The 16,638-nt window shown below is 50.0% G+C and carries 16 protein-coding genes; 9 read left to right on the top strand and 7 right to left on the bottom strand.

Features of this window, described 5'->3' with window-relative positions; genetic code table 11:
• Window positions 1-252 precede the first annotated feature (252 nt).
• Both HV314_RS12390 and HV314_RS12385 read left to right on the top strand, forming a co-directional pair.
• Window positions 253-2,367 carry a putative bifunctional diguanylate cyclase/phosphodiesterase gene (locus HV314_RS12390; protein WP_181548069.1) on the top strand — a complete coding sequence of 705 codons (2,115 nt, stop codon included), beginning with the start codon at window positions 253-255 and terminating at the stop codon, window positions 2,365-2,367.
• 67 nt (window positions 2,368-2,434) lie between these two features.
• Complete coding sequence (locus HV314_RS12385) at window positions 2,435-3,667, top strand: GGDEF domain-containing protein (RefSeq protein WP_016156622.1); 1,233 nt, start codon at window positions 2,435-2,437, stop codon at window positions 3,665-3,667.
• A 12-nt stretch (window positions 3,668-3,679) separates the two neighbouring features.
• Here HV314_RS12385 and smrA read toward each other — a convergent pair whose 3' ends face one another.
• On the bottom strand, window positions 3,680-4,243 hold the full coding sequence (smrA, locus tag HV314_RS12380; RefSeq protein ID WP_053388543.1) for a DNA endonuclease SmrA: 564 nt from the start codon (window positions 4,241-4,243) through the stop codon (window positions 3,680-3,682).
• Between the two features lie 213 nt (window positions 4,244-4,456).
• Here smrA and ogt point away from each other — a divergent pair, with 213 nt between their 5' ends.
• From ogt to uspE, 3 genes are all read left to right on the top strand, one after another.
• Window positions 4,457-4,972 (top strand): methylated-DNA--[protein]-cysteine S-methyltransferase, encoded by a 516-nt coding sequence (ogt, locus tag HV314_RS12375; RefSeq protein ID WP_075848156.1) that lies wholly within the window; start codon window positions 4,457-4,459, stop codon window positions 4,970-4,972.
• Window positions 4,973-5,166: 194 nt separating this feature from the next.
• Entirely contained in the window at window positions 5,167-5,919 is a 753-nt protein-coding gene (fnr, locus tag HV314_RS12370; RefSeq protein ID WP_003020397.1) for a fumarate/nitrate reduction transcriptional regulator Fnr, read from the top strand.
• Window positions 5,920-6,070: 151 nt separating this feature from the next.
• Window positions 6,071-7,021, top strand: a complete 951-nt coding sequence (uspE, locus tag HV314_RS12365; protein ID WP_016153204.1) for a universal stress protein UspE — start codon at window positions 6,071-6,073, stop codon at window positions 7,019-7,021.
• A 48-nt stretch (window positions 7,022-7,069) separates the two neighbouring features.
• Here uspE and HV314_RS12360 read toward each other — a convergent pair whose 3' ends face one another.
• Window positions 7,070-7,330 (bottom strand): DUF2534 family protein, encoded by a 261-nt coding sequence (locus HV314_RS12360; RefSeq protein WP_003020403.1) that lies wholly within the window; start codon window positions 7,328-7,330, stop codon window positions 7,070-7,072.
• 243 nt (window positions 7,331-7,573) lie between these two features.
• On the opposite strand from HV314_RS12360, the gene HV314_RS12355 reads away from it, so the two are divergent.
• Window positions 7,574-8,605, top strand: coding sequence for a mechanosensitive ion channel family protein (locus tag HV314_RS12355; protein WP_181548068.1), 1,032 nt, complete (start codon window positions 7,574-7,576; stop codon window positions 8,603-8,605).
• A gap of 201 nt (window positions 8,606-8,806) precedes the next feature.
• Here HV314_RS12355 and HV314_RS12345 read toward each other — a convergent pair whose 3' ends face one another.
• Together HV314_RS12345 and HV314_RS12340 are read right to left on the bottom strand one after the other, a co-directional pair.
• Window positions 8,807-9,214 carry a cupin domain-containing protein gene (locus HV314_RS12345; RefSeq protein WP_181548104.1) on the bottom strand — a complete coding sequence of 136 codons (408 nt, stop codon included), beginning with the start codon at window positions 9,212-9,214 and terminating at the stop codon, window positions 8,807-8,809.
• Between the two features lie 216 nt (window positions 9,215-9,430).
• On the bottom strand, window positions 9,431-9,814 hold the full coding sequence (locus HV314_RS12340) for a VOC family protein (protein WP_047358107.1): 384 nt from the start codon (window positions 9,812-9,814) through the stop codon (window positions 9,431-9,433).
• A 117-nt stretch (window positions 9,815-9,931) separates the two neighbouring features.
• On the opposite strand from HV314_RS12340, the gene HV314_RS12335 reads away from it, so the two are divergent.
• Entirely contained in the window at window positions 9,932-10,702 is a 771-nt protein-coding gene (locus tag HV314_RS12335; protein ID WP_065554831.1) for a DeoR/GlpR family DNA-binding transcription regulator, read from the top strand.
• Window positions 10,703-10,809: 107 nt separating this feature from the next.
• Here the strand turns inward: HV314_RS12335 and mppA are convergent, their stop codons facing one another.
• Window positions 10,810-12,423, bottom strand: a complete 1,614-nt coding sequence (gene mppA / locus HV314_RS12330) for a murein tripeptide ABC transporter substrate-binding protein MppA (protein ID WP_016153209.1) — start codon at window positions 12,421-12,423, stop codon at window positions 10,810-10,812.
• 184 nt (window positions 12,424-12,607) lie between these two features.
• Between mppA and mpaA the strand changes: the two genes are divergently transcribed.
• Window positions 12,608-13,336: a murein tripeptide amidase MpaA gene (gene mpaA / locus HV314_RS12325; protein ID WP_016153210.1), complete on the top strand. Its 729-nt coding sequence runs from the start codon at window positions 12,608-12,610 to the stop codon at window positions 13,334-13,336.
• On the opposite strand, the gene ycjG is transcribed toward mpaA, so the two are convergent.
• Window positions 13,311-14,276 carry an L-Ala-D/L-Glu epimerase gene (gene ycjG / locus HV314_RS12320; protein WP_181548067.1) on the bottom strand — a complete coding sequence of 322 codons (966 nt, stop codon included), beginning with the start codon at window positions 14,274-14,276 and terminating at the stop codon, window positions 13,311-13,313. The two genes, mpaA and ycjG, sit on opposite strands and share 26 nt — an antisense overlap.
• Window positions 14,277-14,391: 115 nt before the next feature.
• Between ycjG and tpx the strand changes: the two genes are divergently transcribed.
• Complete coding sequence (gene tpx, locus HV314_RS12315) at window positions 14,392-14,898, top strand: thiol peroxidase (RefSeq protein WP_181548066.1); 507 nt, start codon at window positions 14,392-14,394, stop codon at window positions 14,896-14,898.
• A 53-nt stretch (window positions 14,899-14,951) separates the two neighbouring features.
• Here the strand turns inward: tpx and tyrR are convergent, their stop codons facing one another.
• On the bottom strand, window positions 14,952-16,496 hold the full coding sequence (gene tyrR, locus HV314_RS12310; RefSeq protein ID WP_016153213.1) for a transcriptional regulator TyrR: 1,545 nt from the start codon (window positions 16,494-16,496) through the stop codon (window positions 14,952-14,954).
• Between the last annotated feature and the right edge of the window lie 142 nt (window positions 16,497-16,638).

Genomic DNA, 16,638 nt, shown 5'->3' with positions numbered 1-16,638 from the left:
ACTTTATCCCGCCAATGGCGGTAATGTTCCCCACCATCAGATTATTGTGATGGCGAGCACGTGACGAGCATAAAACACACAGAAACATAATTTTTATGAATGTTTATATAAGTAATGGCTTGTCATTTTCAATATCTTGCTCTTCGCTCTAATACTCATTGTAAAAACACAAGAACATTCCTGGTTTTATCAGGTTAACTGGACAAAACCTGCTAGATTTATCATCACGGCTTTTTTTCGATAGGTAGCAAGATGTTGCACGTGTCGTGGGACCCTGTATTGATTGGGATTTCCTTTGTTGTCGCATTTATTGCCTCCTTTATTGCCCTCGACAGTGCGGGTAAGGTAGCAATCTCCAGCAAACGTGAATCTACCTTCTGGCGGCTATCTGGCGGCGCTACGCTGGGTATGGGGATCTGGTCGATGCATTTTATCGGTATGCTGGCCATGAAAATGACTATGCCGATCAATTATCACCTATCACTCACCGCGTTTTCGTTCTTTATTGCGCTCATTTCTGCAACCCTCGCCATCAATATCGCTATTTCCGGTAATACGTTATCAACAAAACGACTGGTCATTGCCACCAGCATATTGAGTGCCGGCGTTGTCACGATGCACTACGTTGGCATGTATGCCATTATCGAACATGTGGCCATCTCATGGGATCGCTCGCTGATTTTGCTCTCTGTGATTATTGCCGTCGTTGCGTCTGGCGTAGGTTTATGGCTCGCCTTCCATTTACGCCAAAACACTCGTCGCGTACTGATTAACCGACTTATTGCTGCCCTTATTATGGCGCTGGCAATTGCTTCTATGCATTACACCGGTATGGGAGCGGCAACGTTCACCCATTTTGGACACACTGCGCACGATGGGCTCAGTACGCTGGAACTCTCTGTCTGGGTCTGTGCCGTCACGCTAATTATTTTGGGTATCATGCTGGTCGTCTCGATGGTGGATTCACAACTGCGCACTTCCCGACTGGCTGACAACCTGCATCAGTTGAACTGCCAGCTTGAACATCAGGTCCACTTCGACGCACTGACCGGACTTGCTAATCGAACGCAAATAGATACCCGCTTACAGGCCTGCCTGCGGCATTCCAAATTGCATCAACAGCATTTCGCGTTGGTATTTATCGACCTCGATCGTTTTAAAGTCGTTAACGATACCTGGGGGCATCACATCGGCGATCAACTGCTGATTGCCAGTACACAGCGTATCTACAGTTGCCTTGATGATTCAATGACGCTGGCAAGACTGGGGGGAGATGAATTTATCTTGCTGGTTCCAGACTGCAACCAGCAGGCTATCTCCGCCTTACTTGCGCGAATTTCAGATGCGATCGGTGACCCCTTTACCTTATTCGGTCATACCATTCGGGTTTCGTTAAGTGCGGGGAGCAGTATTTATCCCGAACATGGCTCGACACTGCATGAGCTAAAAGTGAAGGCCGATATGGCGATGTATCATGTCAAACAGGCGGGCAGAAACGGCTGGGCTATTTATAGTCCCCAGATGGAAGCTATCGCTGATACGCCGCCGACATTTCTACAGGAACTTTCACAAGCGCTTGAACGCAACCAGTTTGAGCTATGGTATCAGCCTAAATATACCGCCGGAGATCATTCCCTGACTGGTTTTGAAGCGTTATTACGCTGGCATCATCCGGAGCGCGGCATGCTGCTACCGGCTGAATTTCTGCCTGCGCTGGAAGAAACGGGCCTGATTATTCCCGTCGGCAAATGGGTTATCCAACAGGCATGTTTGCAGTTGCATCAGTGGACATTACAAGGGAATACAGAATGGACGCTCGCCGTTAACCTCTCCCCCGCCCAGTTTGAACAGCATGATATTATTGATGTTGTTTGCAACGCCCTGGCGCAATACCAACTTTCACCTGCCTATCTCACGCTGGAGCTCACGGAGAGCACTGCACTTAAAAATTTAAAACGCAGTATTGAAATCCTGAATGCTTTCTCTGCTTTGGGGATCACCGTTTCTATTGATGATTTCGGCACTGGTTATTCAAATATATTGATGTTGAAGTCACTTCCGGCACGGGAATTAAAAATCGACAGGATATTTGTCAAAGATATTAGCGAGAACAGTAAAAATACAAAAATTGTGTCTACCATTATTGACATAGCTCACTCCATGAATATGCGCGTGGTGGCTGAAGGAATAGAAACCCAGGAGCAGGAATTACTTCTTACCCAGATGGGATGTAGCATGCTGCAAGGTTTCCTGTTTGCAAAACCGCTGCCAGCGCATAAGATTCATGAACTGATCCAATCAGAAAACAGCATCAAACAAAAGCCAGTCGTACAACCCTTGTCTCACCGACAATCAATAACTTTGTGAGACTGTAATATCTAAAATATTCGCCATTAAACGGGCAACACAGCAGATAAAGATAACGGGATTATCGATGAGCACAACCGAGCTGCATTCACTGGATTTGTTAACCTTTCCGGTGTGGATTGTTTCGCCACAAACCGAAGAACTGGTGTTCGCTAATATCGTTGCACGTGAGTTAATGCAGGATCTCTGTTTTTCCCCACTGCGCAAGGGCATATTCTCAACGCATTCTCAAAATGATTTAACCATGTATCTCAGTGACTTGAGCAATCATCATCACGTTGTTGAGATCCTCACGGTTTACCGCGATGGTGAGGAAATCGCGTTGGCCAGCCGCCTGTCCATTAAATCTCTGCCGGGCGTGGGGGATGTTATCCTTTTCGAAGGCATTGAAACGCCAACTGCGCAAGGTCTGAAAGCCAGCCGTTCAGCAACTTATCAACGAAAAAAACAGGGCTTTTATGCGCGTTTTTTCCAGACCAACTCCGCGCCAATGTTACTGATTGATCCGTCCCGCGATGGCCTGATCGTTGATGCAAACCTCAGTGCCCTGAATTTTTATGGTTACAACCTTGATGTGATGTGCCAGAAACATACCTGGGAGATCAACATGCTGGGCCGCCATATATTGCCGGTAATGCATGAAATCGCCCATCTGCCCGGCGGCCATAAGCCTTTGCACTTTGTCCATAAACTGGCAGACGGCACCTCACGTCATGTACAAACCTACGCCGGACCGATTGAAATTTACGGTAATAAACTCATGTTGTGCATTATTCATGACATTACCGAACAAAAACGGCTGGAACAGGAGCTTGAGCATGCCGCTCTGCGTGACCCTTTAACGGGATTACTTAATCGCCGACATTTTTATCAGGTAACCGAGCCGGAGCAGACGCATGCGGTATCATTGACGCAGGACTACAGCCTTTTATTGATCGACACCGATCGTTTTAAAAGCATTAACGATCTCTTCGGTCATTTAAAAGGCGATGAAGTGCTTTGTGCTCTGGCCCGCACACTGGAATCCTGTGCACGAAAAGACGATCTTATTTTTCGCTGGGGTGGTGAAGAATTTGTGCTGCTGCTGCCGCGAACCTCGCTGGATGTCGCCCTCAATCTTGCAGAAGTGATCCGCGCAACGGTAGCCAAGGTTACTCTCCCTGGTCTTCCCCGCTTTACCGTCAGCATTGGCGTTGCGCGGCACGAAACGAACGAAAGTATTGATGAATTATTCAAACGCGTGGACGACGCGTTGTACAAAGCCAAGCACGAAGGCAGGAACAGAGTATTGGCCGCCTGATGAATACGTGGCTCAACGGCTGCGCTTAGCGTGACGCTCCCAGTTTTCCTGTTTTGCCTGCGCGGTTTTACGTAATGCCACATAGCATGCCCCGCTGCCGCCGTGATGCGGCAAAGCGGCGCAGTAGGCCTGGACGTCATCAAATTCTGTCAGCCAGCGCGCCACATAGCTGCGAACAATATTGGCATGAGCGTTATCGTCACGCCCCTTACCGTGTATCACTAGCACATTACGTAATCCATCTTGCTGTGCCTGCAGAATAAAACTGAATAGCATCTGGCGGCATGTTTCTACGGGCTGGCGGATGAGATTAAGGCTCGCCTGCTGCGGATATCTTCCGGTTCGCAGTTTGTCAGTCACGCCGTGCTGTAAACCTTCGCGACGAAACTCCAGCGGCTCGTTCAACGGGATAATATCGAGAAACCCCGTCGTGAGAAAGTTATCCAGTTGAAGCGTATCGATACGCGCCGGAGTGCGGATATTACGCGTTGGCTGCCAGTGTACATCGGCGCAGCCCTTCAGTGGTTGGACATCCCCCATAGCATCCAGAAACAGCGAAGCATCATCAAGATTCATGTTTCTTCCTCCAGCGAATTACGACGAGCATTATCATAACCGCGCACTATTATACCGACAACGGTTTACGATTATTTCCAATAATTCACCTGGCTCGCTCCGCTGAAAAGATCTACTCACGACATACAGATATCCGTTTTTAGGGGTATAGCTGCAACTGTTGCTGCCGTGATAATGTGTAACCTCGCCTGAACGCTGTAATGAGAGAAACGGATGCTGAACTTACTGGAAGACACCATCGACACGCCGCTGGGCCCGCTGTGGGTTATTTGTGATGAGCAATTTCGCCTGCGCGCGGTGGAATGGGATCAGCACCGCGATCGCATGGAACAATTGCTGGATATTCATTACCGCACAGAAGGTTATCAGCGTATTACAGCCAAAAACCCTGGCGGATTAAGCGATAAACTGTCGGAGTATTTTGCCGGGAATCTCAGCATTATTGACACGCTGGAAACGGCAACGGCTGGCACGCCTTTCCAGCGTGAAGTCTGGCAAGCATTACGCACTATCCCGTGTGGGCAGGTCATGCACTATGGTCAACTGGCCGAACAGTTAGGGCGCCCCGGTGCAGCAAGAGCCGTCGGTGCGGCCAATGGCGCCAACCCGGTAAGCATTGTGGTCCCCTGCCATCGCGTCATTGGGCGTAACGGCACCATGACTGGATATGCTGGCGGCGTGCAGCGAAAAGAGTGGTTATTGCGTCACGAAGGTTATTTGCTACTCTAGATTCCAGGCAATTAATGCCTTATTCGTCACACTTTCGCATAATGTGACCACAAATTTAATGCGGTTAATCAAGGAGTTACAAACATTCATTCCGGTTATACCTGAATTATTCTCTATTGGGAGTAGCTCAGGCTTACGTGCTCACCAAAAAGATGTTAAAATTGACAAATATCAATTACGGCTTGAGCAGACCTATGATCCCGGAAAAGCGAATTATACGGCGCATTCAGTCTGGCGGTTGTGCTATCCATTGCCAGGATTGCAGCATCAGCCAGCTTTGCATCCCGTTCACACTTAACGAGCATGAGCTTGACCAGCTCGATAACATCATCGAGCGCAAAAAGCCTATCCAAAAGGGGCAAACGCTCTTTAAAGCAGGTGATGAACTTAAATCACTCTACGCTATCCGCTCCGGAACGATTAAAAGCTATACCATTACCGAACAAGGCGATGAGCAAATTACCGGCTTCCATCTGGCGGGTGATCTGGTCGGTTTTGACGCGATTGGCAGCGGACATCACCCGAGCTTTGCCCAGGCGCTGGAAACCTCAATGGTTTGCGAAATTCCTTTCGAAACCCTTGATGACCTGTCCGGAAAAATGCCGAATCTGCGTCAGCAGATGATGCGTCTGATGAGTGGCGAAATCAAAGGCGACCAGGATATGATCCTGCTGTTGTCGAAGAAAAATGCAGAAGAGCGCCTGGCGGCCTTTATCTACAACTTGTCTCGCCGCTTTGCCCAGCGCGGGTTCTCGCCTCGTGAGTTCCGCCTGACCATGACCCGCGGCGACATCGGTAACTACCTGGGTCTGACGGTTGAAACCATCAGCCGCCTGTTGGGTCGTTTCCAGAAAAGCGGTATGCTGGCAGTGAAAGGCAAATACATAACTATTGAGAATAGCGACGCGCTGGCAGTTCTTGCTGGCCACACGCGTAACGTAGCGTAATCTTTCCGCAAGCATTTCTGTTATCCTTCTGTCAAATCGCTAAATTTTCCCGATTTATTGATCTGGCAGGAGGTTCTCCCCTGTTTCAATCCACATTATTGGGTTACTCTTTTAATTACAAACTGCGATGACAGTTGTAAGGAGACCCTGTATGGCTATGTATAAAAATATGCTGGTCGTCATCGATCCAAACCAGGACGATCAACCAGCATTACGGCGAGCTGTTTATTTGCATCAACGGATTGGTGGCAAAATTAAAGCCTTTTTGCCAATCTATGACTTTTCCTACGAGATGACTACCCTGCTGTCGCCCGATGAGCGTACGGCAATGCGTCAGGGGGTCATCAGCCAGCGAACAGCATGGATCCGTGAACAAGCAAAATACTACATCGAAGCAGGGATCCCTCTTGAAATTAAAGTGGTATGGCACAACCGTCCCTTTGAAGCCATCATCCAGGAAGTCATTAGCGCTCAGCATGACCTGGTCCTCAAAATGGCACACCAACACGACCGCCTCGAAGCCGTAATTTTCACGCCTACCGACTGGCATTTATTGCGCAAATGTCCAAGCCCGGTATGGATGGTTAAAGACCAGCCATGGCCTGAAGAGGGTAAAGCGCTGGTTGCGGTGAACCTCGCCAGTGAAGAGCCTTATCACAACGCGCTCAATGAAAAACTGGTCAAAGAGACGCTGCAACTAGCAGAACAGGTTAACCATACTGAAGTGCATCTGGTTGGCGCCTACCCTGTTACGCCAATCAATATCGCAATTGAACTACCTGAGTTTGACCCCAGCGTTTATAACGACGCGATCCGTGGACAGCATCTGCTGGCCATGAAGGCGTTGCGCCAGAAATTCAGTATCGATGAGAAAGTGACGCACGTTGAAAAAGGATTGCCTGAAGAGGTCATTCCTGATTTAGCCGAGCACTTGCAGGCGGGTATTGTAGTACTGGGTACCGTCGGTCGTACCGGTATTTCTGCCGCGTTCCTTGGTAACACCGCTGAACAGGTTATCGATCACCTACGCTGCGACCTGCTGGTCATCAAGCCGGATGAATATCAGACGCCAGTTGAACTGGATGACGAAGAAGACGATTAACCACACAACTCAATGCCGGATGGCGATCTCATCCGGCATAACAAACGCTTAGTGTTGCTCCTCGCCGCCGAGGAAATAGATTCCCAGCGGGATAGCCAACAGAATCGTAAACACCATGCTGTAGACACAAATCATTGCCGATTGAATGGCGTACATTGAAGCGGTCCAGTCGGATAGCGGAATGTCATACTGTTCAATCACACCACCGATCGTCGCTCGCGTCACGACCGACGCTGCGATAATAAACACCCCAAGCAGGCACAACAGAAACTTCCGTCCCTTCGCTGTCTTCAGCTTAGCCATGATCATAGTACTGTCCTTTTGCAGATGAAAACCTTGTTACTTTGCGCTAACAATACCATGACATCAACTGACTGTCTGCTACATAAACCGCTTTCAGGGTGGATACCAGCGCTATTTCGCCGAAAATAGCGCTAATTGCATTATATATCTCCCCTATGGATTAATGATTTGACCGCCAGAACTGAGTAAAATATTCGAGGATTAGGATATCAGAAGATATTTCACTACCACGGAGCTGTTGGAAGAATCATGATCGCTGAACTGTTTATAAATAATGCGTTTAATTTGACGGTAATTCTCAGCTGCTGTGCCGCGCTGGTTCTGATGAGCGTCTGGTATCATCGTGGAGAGCGTCGCTGCAAAGGATTCATATTTCATGCCGCGCAATTTTTTGTCTATGCCATTATCATCGGGACGTTAGGCAGTATTGCTAATAACGTTATCGAAAATTACAGCCTGAAATTTATCTCCTCCAGCGTGGTCGACTTTATCTGCACCTCGTTGATTGCGCTGATCCTTACCATCAAACTTTTTCTGGTAATTAATCAGTTTGAAAAGACGCAGATTAATAAAGGCAGAGATATCACCAGCGCGAGGATCCTGTCGCGAATCATCAAGATTACCATCGTGGTTGCCATCATTTTGCTGTATGGCGAACATTTCGGTATGAGCTTATCCGGCCTGTTAACCTTCGGCGGCATTGGCGGTATCGCTGTAGGTATGGCAGGCAAAGACATTCTGAGCAACTTTTTCTCAGGGATTATGCTCTACTTCGACAGACCCTTTAGCATCGGCGACTGGATCCGCTCCCCGGACCGCAATATTGAAGGTACAGTTACGGAAATCGGCTGGCGAATGACCAAAATAAACACCTTCGATCATCGTCCGTTATATGTCCCAAACTCGATTTTCTCCTCTATCAGCGTAGAAAACCCAGGAAGGATGACGAATCGCCGCATCAAAACGGTGATCGGGTTACGATATGAAGATGCTGATAAAGTCAGTGCCGTTGTCGAGTCGGTCAGAGAAATGCTGCAAAACCATCCGGGAATAGACCAGAAACAAACCCTGCTGGTTTATTTTAATGAATTCGCCGATTCATCGCTGAATATCATGGTGTATTGCTTCACGAAAACCACCGTGTGGCAGGAATGGCTTGCGGTACAGCAGGACGTTTATTTAAAGATTATTTCGATAGTCAAGGCACACGACGCCGACTTTGCGTTCCCCAGCCAGACGCTGTATATGGATAATCCTGAAGCAGCTCCATCGACACACTAACAAAAGAAAAGGCGCGGAAATCCGCGTCTTTTTTCTGCACTCATTTCAATGAGGCAATATCAATGACAAAGCAGTACCAGCGCCAGCGTTGGAATATACGGATTCAGGTCATGTAGATACGGGACTGTATCAATAATCAGCTCAAACTGATTCACTTCGGGCATCGGATTCTTTACCTGCAGAACGCGTGCCCCGCACAGCTCAGGGGAGCCGGTTGTACTCAGCGTCGCTTACCGGTTCAAGCCACTCGTTCGATGTGCCAGCGGCCGGGATTTCCACAGCGATATGGGCAAACCAGCTATCACGCGCGGCGCCGTGCCAGTGTTTCATTCCCGCCGGGATGTGTACGACGTCACCGGTTTTCAGTTCACGCGCCGGTTGATTCCACGCCTGATACCAGCCTCTGCCGCCGGTCACCAGCAAGATTTGTCCCCCTTGATGATGGATATGCCAGAAGTTACGACAGCCCGGCTCAAATGCTACGTTGCCAATGACCACGCCTTCCATGGAGAGCATGGTCAGATAGCTGTCGCCAGTGAAATATTTCGCATACGCTTCATTTTTCTCTCCGCGAGGAAAGACGCTGTTACCATCAAATTGTTGATTCATAATCTCCGCGCCGGCGCTGGAGACGGTATTCCGTTGATTTTGCATTTCGACTCTCCAAAACGGTGGCAGCACGCGCCACCGGATGCTGAAAACTATAAAAATTATAGAGACTCGACAGGCGGGTGATTAGAGATGAAAAGAAGGACAACCTTATGAATCATGCTCATCAATAGTCGGTAACAGGTACGACGTTTCTACTGGAGATGGCGTGAAGCCTTAGGCCACAATTTCAATCAAGTTGCCGTCAGGATCGCGTATCACCGCTTCGTAATAGCCATCACCGGTGGTGCGCGGGCCAGAAACTAATATTCCCTGTTCTTTTGCACGCATCGCCATGGCATCAACGTTTTCACTGCCGCCAACTGAAATGGCGAGATGCACCCAGCCTGAGGTGTTATTGTCGGGAGCATGTTTTGTCAGTCCAGGCTTAGTCATTAACTCAATCGCGATATCCTCACCAATTTTGACAAAATAGGATTCAAATCCTGGATTGGTTTTACTGCAGTATTTTTCGTTGATCTTTGCGTCAAAAAACGTGACCCAGAATTGAGCTTGTTGCTCAAGATCCCGTGTCCATAACGCCACATGCGCAACCTTCATAGCTAACCTCTTCTTGTTGTATCCAAACAATAGGTTCCCTAAAGGGATGTTGACATCGTGAACCATAATGCACAATTATGCTTGTTATTGCTCGATGTTTATTTCACTGGAGTATTGATGCTCGATTACGCAGCATTCCCTGAACAGCGCCAGGCGCTTATCTATCAGATCTTGCAGGAAAACGGCAGAGTCATCTGTTCCGAACTCGCCAGTAGGTTAGGCGTTTCGGAACATACAATCCGTCGCGATCTGCATGAACTGAGTAAAGATGGCGTGTGTAAAAAAGTCTATGGCGGCGCAGTCATTGCACTCCCTGAATCCGAAGACATCACCGTGCGCAAGAGTATTAATGTGGCGAAAAAGAGCAATATCGCGCAGAGATGCGCCCGGATGGTCAAATCCGGAAGCTGCATTTTTATCGACACAGGCAGTACTAATCTGGCGATGGCTGAAGCCCTACCCGCCGAGCTGGCGTTAACCGTGGTAACAAATTCCCCGGAGATTGCCGCCGTTTTACTAAAAAAACCACTGTTTGATGTCATTATGCTGGGCGGCGCGGTGCAACGATCTTCTGGAGGGTGTGTGGGTGCCACCGCTATCTCGCAGGTGCAGGGCATTTTATTCGATCAGGGATTTATTGGCGGCTGCGCGATGTCGCCAGAATCCGGCTTAACCGGATTTGATTACGCGGATTGTGAGTTCAAAAAAGCGGTGATCAAACAGTGTAATGAAACTATTGTCGCGCTGACGGCTGAAAAGATCCCGGCTGTCGCCCGTTATGTCGTTACCGAAAGCAGCAATATCGATGTAATTGTCGTCGAGGAAAATATCAGCAAAGAGTATGCCACGGCGTTTCAGGCGCACGATATTCGTATTTATACAGTGTAACCCATTCTATTGGGTGATACTTTTCCCTTGCTTTCATGACCCACCTTCCCAACAGCCTTGCCTGTTCGGGAAATCGCCAATGCAACGTCCCGAACAGGCCAGTGATATCAGTGCTTCACAATATACATTGTGCGGCTATAAGCCACATCTTCAGGGTTAGTAATCGGATACCCTTTCAGCCACGGTTTAATTAAACGCCCGTTGGTGTACTGATAAATCGGCGCAATGGGAGCCTGTTCCATCAGAATGTTCTCCGCGGCGTTATAATCAGCATTGCGTGCTTTCTGCGTATTCTCCAGGGTTGCCTGGGTCAACACTTTATCGTACGCCGGATTATTAAAGCGGGAGATATTGCCCGTATGGGTTGATGTTAATAGCGACAGGAACGTAGATGGCTCATTGTAATCGCCCACCCACGAGGCGCGGATCACATCAAAATTACCGGTATTGCGGCTATCTATATAGGTTTTCCACTCCTGGTTTTGCAGTTTCACGTCAACGCCGAGATTTTTCTTCCACATAGACGCGACAGCAATAGCAATCTTCTGATGATTTTCAGAGGTGTTATACAGCAGCGTCAGTTTAAGTGGTTTCTGTGGACCATAGCCCGCCGCACGCAGCAGCGTTTTCGCCTGCGCGTTCAGCTCTTCCTGACTCATTTGCTCAAACGGTGAAGGTTCCGGCACAAACCCTGCCGTTACATCCGGCGTAAAATGCCATGCGGGCTTTTCGCCGGTACCCAGAACTTTCTCCGCCATCAGGCGACGATCGATAGTCATGCTGAGCGCCAGGCGCACGCGTGAGTCGGCAGTCGGTCCCTTCTGGGTATTAAAGGCATAGTAGTAAGTGCCAAGCTGCGGCGGGGTATAAACCTGGCCCGGGATGTCCTTCAACAGTTTCTGATACATGTTTTTCGGGAACGACTCGGTAATATCGATATCACCAGCAAGATAGCGCTTGGTCGCTGCCGATTCCTGGTTAATAGGCAGGAAGGTGACTTTTTGCAGCACCGTTTTGGCGTTGTCCCAATAATGCGTGTTCGGCACAACGTCCAGTTTTTCGTTCACCACACGATCTTTGAGCACATAGGCGCCGTTACCAATTAGATTACCCGGTTTGGTCCAATCTTTACCGCTCTCAACGTTAGCTTTTTGTACCGGATAGAAAGCAAAACTCGCCGTCAGATTAGCAAACCAGGGCAGCGGTTTATCCAGTTGGACCTTCAATGTACGCGCATCGATCGCGCTAACGCCGAGCTTATCTGGCGAGGCTTTTCCATCAATTATCGCCTGTGCGTTGTTAATACCCGCCAGCGCAGCAAACCAGGCAAACGGCGACAGCGTTTTCGGGTCAACCAGACGCTGCCAGCTATAGACAAAATCCTGCGCCGTTACCGGCGTACCATCTGCCCATTGCGCATTGTCGCGCAGCGTAAACGTCCAGATACGGTTATCGTTACTTTTCCACTGAGTGGCAACACCGGGCACAATCTCGCCCTTCTCATTCTGGTTGACCAGCCCTTCAAATAAATCACGAATAACCTGAATTTCAGGAAGCCCGACGGCCTTTGCCGGATCCAATGACGCCGGTTCGTCTTTGATATGACGCACCAGTTCTTGCTTTTCTGCCAGTACCGTTCCGCTGGGAACATCAGCAGCCCAGGATAATGAAATGCTGCTTACCAATAGCGCACAACAGGTTACTGAAACAGAATGCTGCATAAAATACCCTCAATTCCGGCTACTAAGTGAATGTGTAATTATTTGTATCGCCAGCAGGAAATGCAATTAACTTTCGACAAGGAAATAATATTACATCTGAAAAGATAAGTGTGTGAAAACGATTTGATTATCCATACATTTTGCACAACACTGCGAGTAACAATCCACGCATTCAGAGATGACTATGACCGTTACCCGACCCCGTGCCGAGCGCGGCGCATTCCCACCTGGAACCGAACATTACGGACGTTCATTATTAGGCGCGCCGCTAATCTGGTTTCCCGCAATGGCGGCCGATCGTGAAAGCGGTCTGATACTGGCAGGAACGCACGGCGACGAAAACGCATCGGTTGTCACCCTTTCCTGCGCATTGCGTACGCTTAATCCTTCCTTACGTCGTCACCATGTGGTGCTGGCGGTTAACCCTGACGGTTGCCAGCTCGGGCTGCGCGCAAATGCGAACGGAGTGGATCTAAACCGTAACTTTCCCGCTGCCAACTGGAAAGCGGGTGAAACGGTGTATCGCTGGAACAGCAGCGCAGAAGAACGCGATGTGGTGTTGTTGACCGGCGAAAATCCGGGCTCAGAACCAGAAACCCAGGCGCTGTGCCAGCTTATTCACCGAATTCATCCTGCGTGGGTGGTCTCTTTTCACGATCCGCTGGCCTGTATTGAAGATCCCAGGCGCAGCGAATTAGGTGCGTGGCTGGCGCAGTCGTTTGAATTACCTCTCGTCACCAGCGTAGGTTATGAAACGCCCGGCTCATTTGGAAGCTGGTGCGCAGACCTGAACTTACACTGTATAACCGCCGAATTTCCGCCCATCTCTTCAGATGAAGCGAGCGAGAAATACCTGCTGGCCATGTCCAATCTCCTGCGCTGGCACCCTAGAGATGAAGTTGTCCGGTCGTAAAATGCAGGGCCGGCTCCGCGTCGCTGGCAAGCCAGGTAGGGCCATCAAGATCGGCAAAGTTAACCTGCGGCGTAAGGGGTAACGCCGCGCCAATCGCCCGGGAAGTACACAACATGCAGCCCAGCATTAGCGCAAATCCCTGCTCGCGGGCTTCGGTTGCCAGCGCCAGCGCCTCCGTCAGGCCGCCTGTTTTATCCAGTTTGATATTGACCATTTCATAGCGCCCGTGCAGCGCTTTCAGGCTGCTGCGGGTGTGGCAGCTTTCATCTGCGCAGATCGGCAGCGGATGCACAAAATTTTCCAACGCGGCATCGTCCTGCGCTGGCAGCGGCTGCTCCAGCATCGCCACCCCTAAATCAGCCAGAAGCTGGCAGCGTGCCGCCAGACCTTCTGCCCGCCAGGATTCATTGGCGTCGACAATAATCGTGGCATCAGGGACTGCTGCACGAATAGCAACCATCCGCTCGCTAATCAAGCGCGCATCCAGTTTAACTTTTAGCAGTTTCGCGCCATTTTCCCACAGTGCAGCCGCACTCACCGCCATTTGTTCCGGCGTGCCAATTACCACTGTTTGCGCCGTCGTCACCACTGCCGCCAGTTCACTTCCCACCAACTCTGCCAGTGACAGTTGCTGTTGACGCGCACTCAGATCCCACAACGCGCAGTCCACAGCATTACGCGCGGCTCCCGCTGGCAGCAGCTTTTGCAGCTCTTCACGCGTCAGTCCATTTTCCAGTTGTGGGGCAATGCTCATAATTTGCGCCAGCACTGAGGCATCGCTTTCACCATAGCGCGGATACGGTGTGCACTCGCCGATACCCGTGACGCCGTTTTCTGCCACTTCAACCACCACCACATGCGCTTCGGTTCTGCTCCCACGGGCAATAACAAAGGGAGTGTGCAGCGGCCAGGCTTCCTCATACACCTTAACTGTTCTCATTTGCTTTCCTTAATGCAGTCCCTGAAGCGGATATCCGCAAATAGCGTTTGCCGTGTTAACTGCTGATGGCATAAACTAGCCTCGACGTTAACTATATGTAAACAGGAAGATAACCATGTCACAAACCGTTCATTTCCAGGGCAACCCGGTTACAGTTGCCGGCTCAATTCCTCAGGCTGGAAGCAAAGCTCAGGCTTTTACCCTTGTGGCTAAAGACCTGTCTGACGTTACGCTGGGCCAGTTCGCAGGCAAGCGCAAAGTGCTGAATATTTTCCCAAGCATCGATACCGGCGTTTGTGCGGCATCGGTACGTAAGTTTAACCAACTGGCGACAGAAATCGACAATACCGTCGTACTGTGCATTTCGGCCGACCTGCCATTCGCCCATTCACGTTTTTGCGGCGCGGAAGGTCTGAGCAACGTTATCACGCTGTCCACCCTGCGCAACGCAGAATTTCTGAAAAACTACGGCGTAGAAATCGCTGAAGGCCCACTGAAAGCTCTGGCCGCACGTGCCGTGGTCGTTATTGATGAAAATGACAACGTCGTTTTCAGCCAACTGGTCAATGAAATCACCAACGAGCCAGACTACACTGCTGCGCTGGACGTACTGAAAGCTTAAGCCACGTCTGCATACAAAAATGCCTCCGCAGGGAGGCATTTTCATTTACCGCGTTACTCTTCGCTTTTTTTCTGCTGGCTCAGGCCGTATTCACGCAATTTGTTGGCAATCGCGGTGTGCGAAACACCGAGGCGCTTGGCCAGTTTGCGCGTGCTGGGATAATTCATATAAAGCTGCGTCAGCACAGAGCGTTCAAAGCGGCTGGTAATTTCATCCAGCGATCCTTCCATCACCTCTTCTCCGACCGCAACCGTTGCCGCATCGTAATCCGGCAGTAAAATATCCTGCGGCCGCAGCTCATAGCCTTCAAGCTGGGTCAGCGCCCGGTAGATGGCATTTTTAAGCTGACGCACGTTGCCCGGCCAACCGTAGCGGGTTAACACCGTGCTGAGATCGGCAGACAACTTCGGACGCGGCACGCCCTGCTCGTCGGCGAAGCGCGCCACAAACAGTTCGGTAAGCGGCATAATATCCTGCGGGCAATCGCGTAGCGGCGGCAGATTTAGCGTCAGTACATTCAGACGATAATAGAGATCTTCACGGAAAAGCCCTTTCTGCACCATTTCCACAAGGTTCTTTTGCGTCGCGCAAATCACGCGGACATCAACATGAACTTCGTGATCTTCTCCCACGCGGCGGAACGTGCCGTCATTGAGAAAACGCAGCAATTTGGTCTGCATACGCGGCGACATTTCACCAATTTCATCTAACAGAACCGAGCCGCCATTCGCCTGCTCAAAGAAGCCTTTTTTGCCTTCCGGGGCATGGCCAAACAGCTCACTTTCGACCGCATCCTCAGGAATTGACGCGCAGTTCAGCGCCAGATACGGCTTCGACGCACGCGGGCTTGCCAGATGGCAGGCATGGGCAAAGAGATCTTTGCCGGTGCCGGTATTACCAGTAATCAGCAGCGGCGCACTCAGTGTCGCCAGCTTACGCGCCTGTTCCACTACGTGTTTCATTTTGGCGCTGACGGCAATAATCTGGCTAAACGCGCTCAAATCCTGCGTAGTCATATTTTGCAGCTGACGCCCCATTCGAATGGTGGATCGCAGCATGACAACAGCACCAGTCAGCATCTGCTCCTGATTTTCACCCTGCAAATGGACAGGCGTAATCTCCATCAGGAAGTTCTGTCCGTTAATTACGACATGCTCGCTATGAGAATCCTGCGGATTGCTTTCGAGCCAGCGCTGGAAGTTAAACCCATTGATTAACTGGGCGGCGGTATGATTGCGCATCCGATCCTGAGTGTGCGCGAAAAGCTGACAGCTCGCAGGGTTCGCCATCTCGATTTTGCTTTTCATATCCAGAGAAAGGACCGGTTCTGGTAACGCCTCAAGCAGCGCACTCAACGCAAGATGTTCTCGTTCGGAAGGCATCCAGGGCACGGTACGCACATCCGTAACCCCTGAAATACGGCGGATTTCAGCCATCAGACTACTGAAGTTGGTGAACTCCAGTTCCGCAAAATTGAGGTAAATCCGCCCGATGGGGTCAATCTCGATACCGCGTAAATCAATGCTTCTCAGCACCAGTAAATCGAGCAATTCGCGGGTCAGACCAAGTCGGTCTTCACAAAAGACTTCCAAACGCATAGGAACCTTCACCTGGACAAGGGATTATGTATTAAATGATAAGACAGTATTGGGTTTGCAGGAAGAACTCTGTCAACAAATATTGACAGCTCGCTGGAAAATCAGGCGCCAGGACGTAAAGTTAAACGACTGGCGCCCAATT

It is taken from the genome of Citrobacter sp. RHBSTW-00887, assembly GCF_013728095.1.
Classification (GTDB): Bacteria; Pseudomonadota; Gammaproteobacteria; order Enterobacterales; family Enterobacteriaceae; genus Citrobacter; species Citrobacter braakii.
This window is presented reverse-complemented; position numbering and strand designations above follow the sequence as displayed.

What these genes read in the sequence shown, in the direction of transcription:
- uspE (WP_016153204.1), top strand. Translation starts at nt 6,071, where the DNA reads ATGGCTATGTATAAAAATATGCTGGTCGTCATCGATCCAAACCAGGAC.
- HV314_RS12335 (WP_065554831.1), top strand. Translation starts at nt 9,932, where the DNA reads ATGCTCGATTACGCAGCATTCCCTGAACAGCGCCAGGCGCTTATCTAT.
- fnr (WP_003020397.1), top strand. Translation starts at nt 5,167, where the DNA reads ATGATCCCGGAAAAGCGAATTATACGGCGCATTCAGTCTGGCGGTTGT.
- HV314_RS12390 (WP_181548069.1), top strand. Translation starts at nt 253, where the DNA reads ATGTTGCACGTGTCGTGGGACCCTGTATTGATTGGGATTTCCTTTGTT.
- smrA (WP_053388543.1), bottom strand. Translation starts at nt 4,243, where the DNA reads ATGAATCTTGATGATGCTTCGCTGTTTCTGGATGCTATGGGGGATGTC.
- mpaA (WP_016153210.1), top strand. Translation starts at nt 12,608, where the DNA reads ATGACCGTTACCCGACCCCGTGCCGAGCGCGGCGCATTCCCACCTGGA.
- mppA (WP_016153209.1), bottom strand. Translation starts at nt 12,423, where the DNA reads ATGCAGCATTCTGTTTCAGTAACCTGTTGTGCGCTATTGGTAAGCAGC.
- tpx (WP_181548066.1), top strand. Translation starts at nt 14,392, where the DNA reads ATGTCACAAACCGTTCATTTCCAGGGCAACCCGGTTACAGTTGCCGGC.
- HV314_RS12360 (WP_003020403.1), bottom strand. Translation starts at nt 7,330, where the DNA reads ATGATCATGGCTAAGCTGAAGACAGCGAAGGGACGGAAGTTTCTGTTG.
- tyrR (WP_016153213.1), bottom strand. Translation starts at nt 16,496, where the DNA reads ATGCGTTTGGAAGTCTTTTGTGAAGACCGACTTGGTCTGACCCGCGAA.
- HV314_RS12355 (WP_181548068.1), top strand. Translation starts at nt 7,574, where the DNA reads ATGATCGCTGAACTGTTTATAAATAATGCGTTTAATTTGACGGTAATT.
- HV314_RS12345 (WP_181548104.1), bottom strand. Translation starts at nt 9,214, where the DNA reads ATGAATCAACAATTTGATGGTAACAGCGTCTTTCCTCGCGGAGAGAAA.
- HV314_RS12340 (WP_047358107.1), bottom strand. Translation starts at nt 9,814, where the DNA reads ATGAAGGTTGCGCATGTGGCGTTATGGACACGGGATCTTGAGCAACAA.
- HV314_RS12385 (WP_016156622.1), top strand. Translation starts at nt 2,435, where the DNA reads ATGAGCACAACCGAGCTGCATTCACTGGATTTGTTAACCTTTCCGGTG.
- ogt (WP_075848156.1), top strand. Translation starts at nt 4,457, where the DNA reads ATGCTGAACTTACTGGAAGACACCATCGACACGCCGCTGGGCCCGCTG.
- ycjG (WP_181548067.1), bottom strand. Translation starts at nt 14,276, where the DNA reads ATGAGAACAGTTAAGGTGTATGAGGAAGCCTGGCCGCTGCACACTCCC.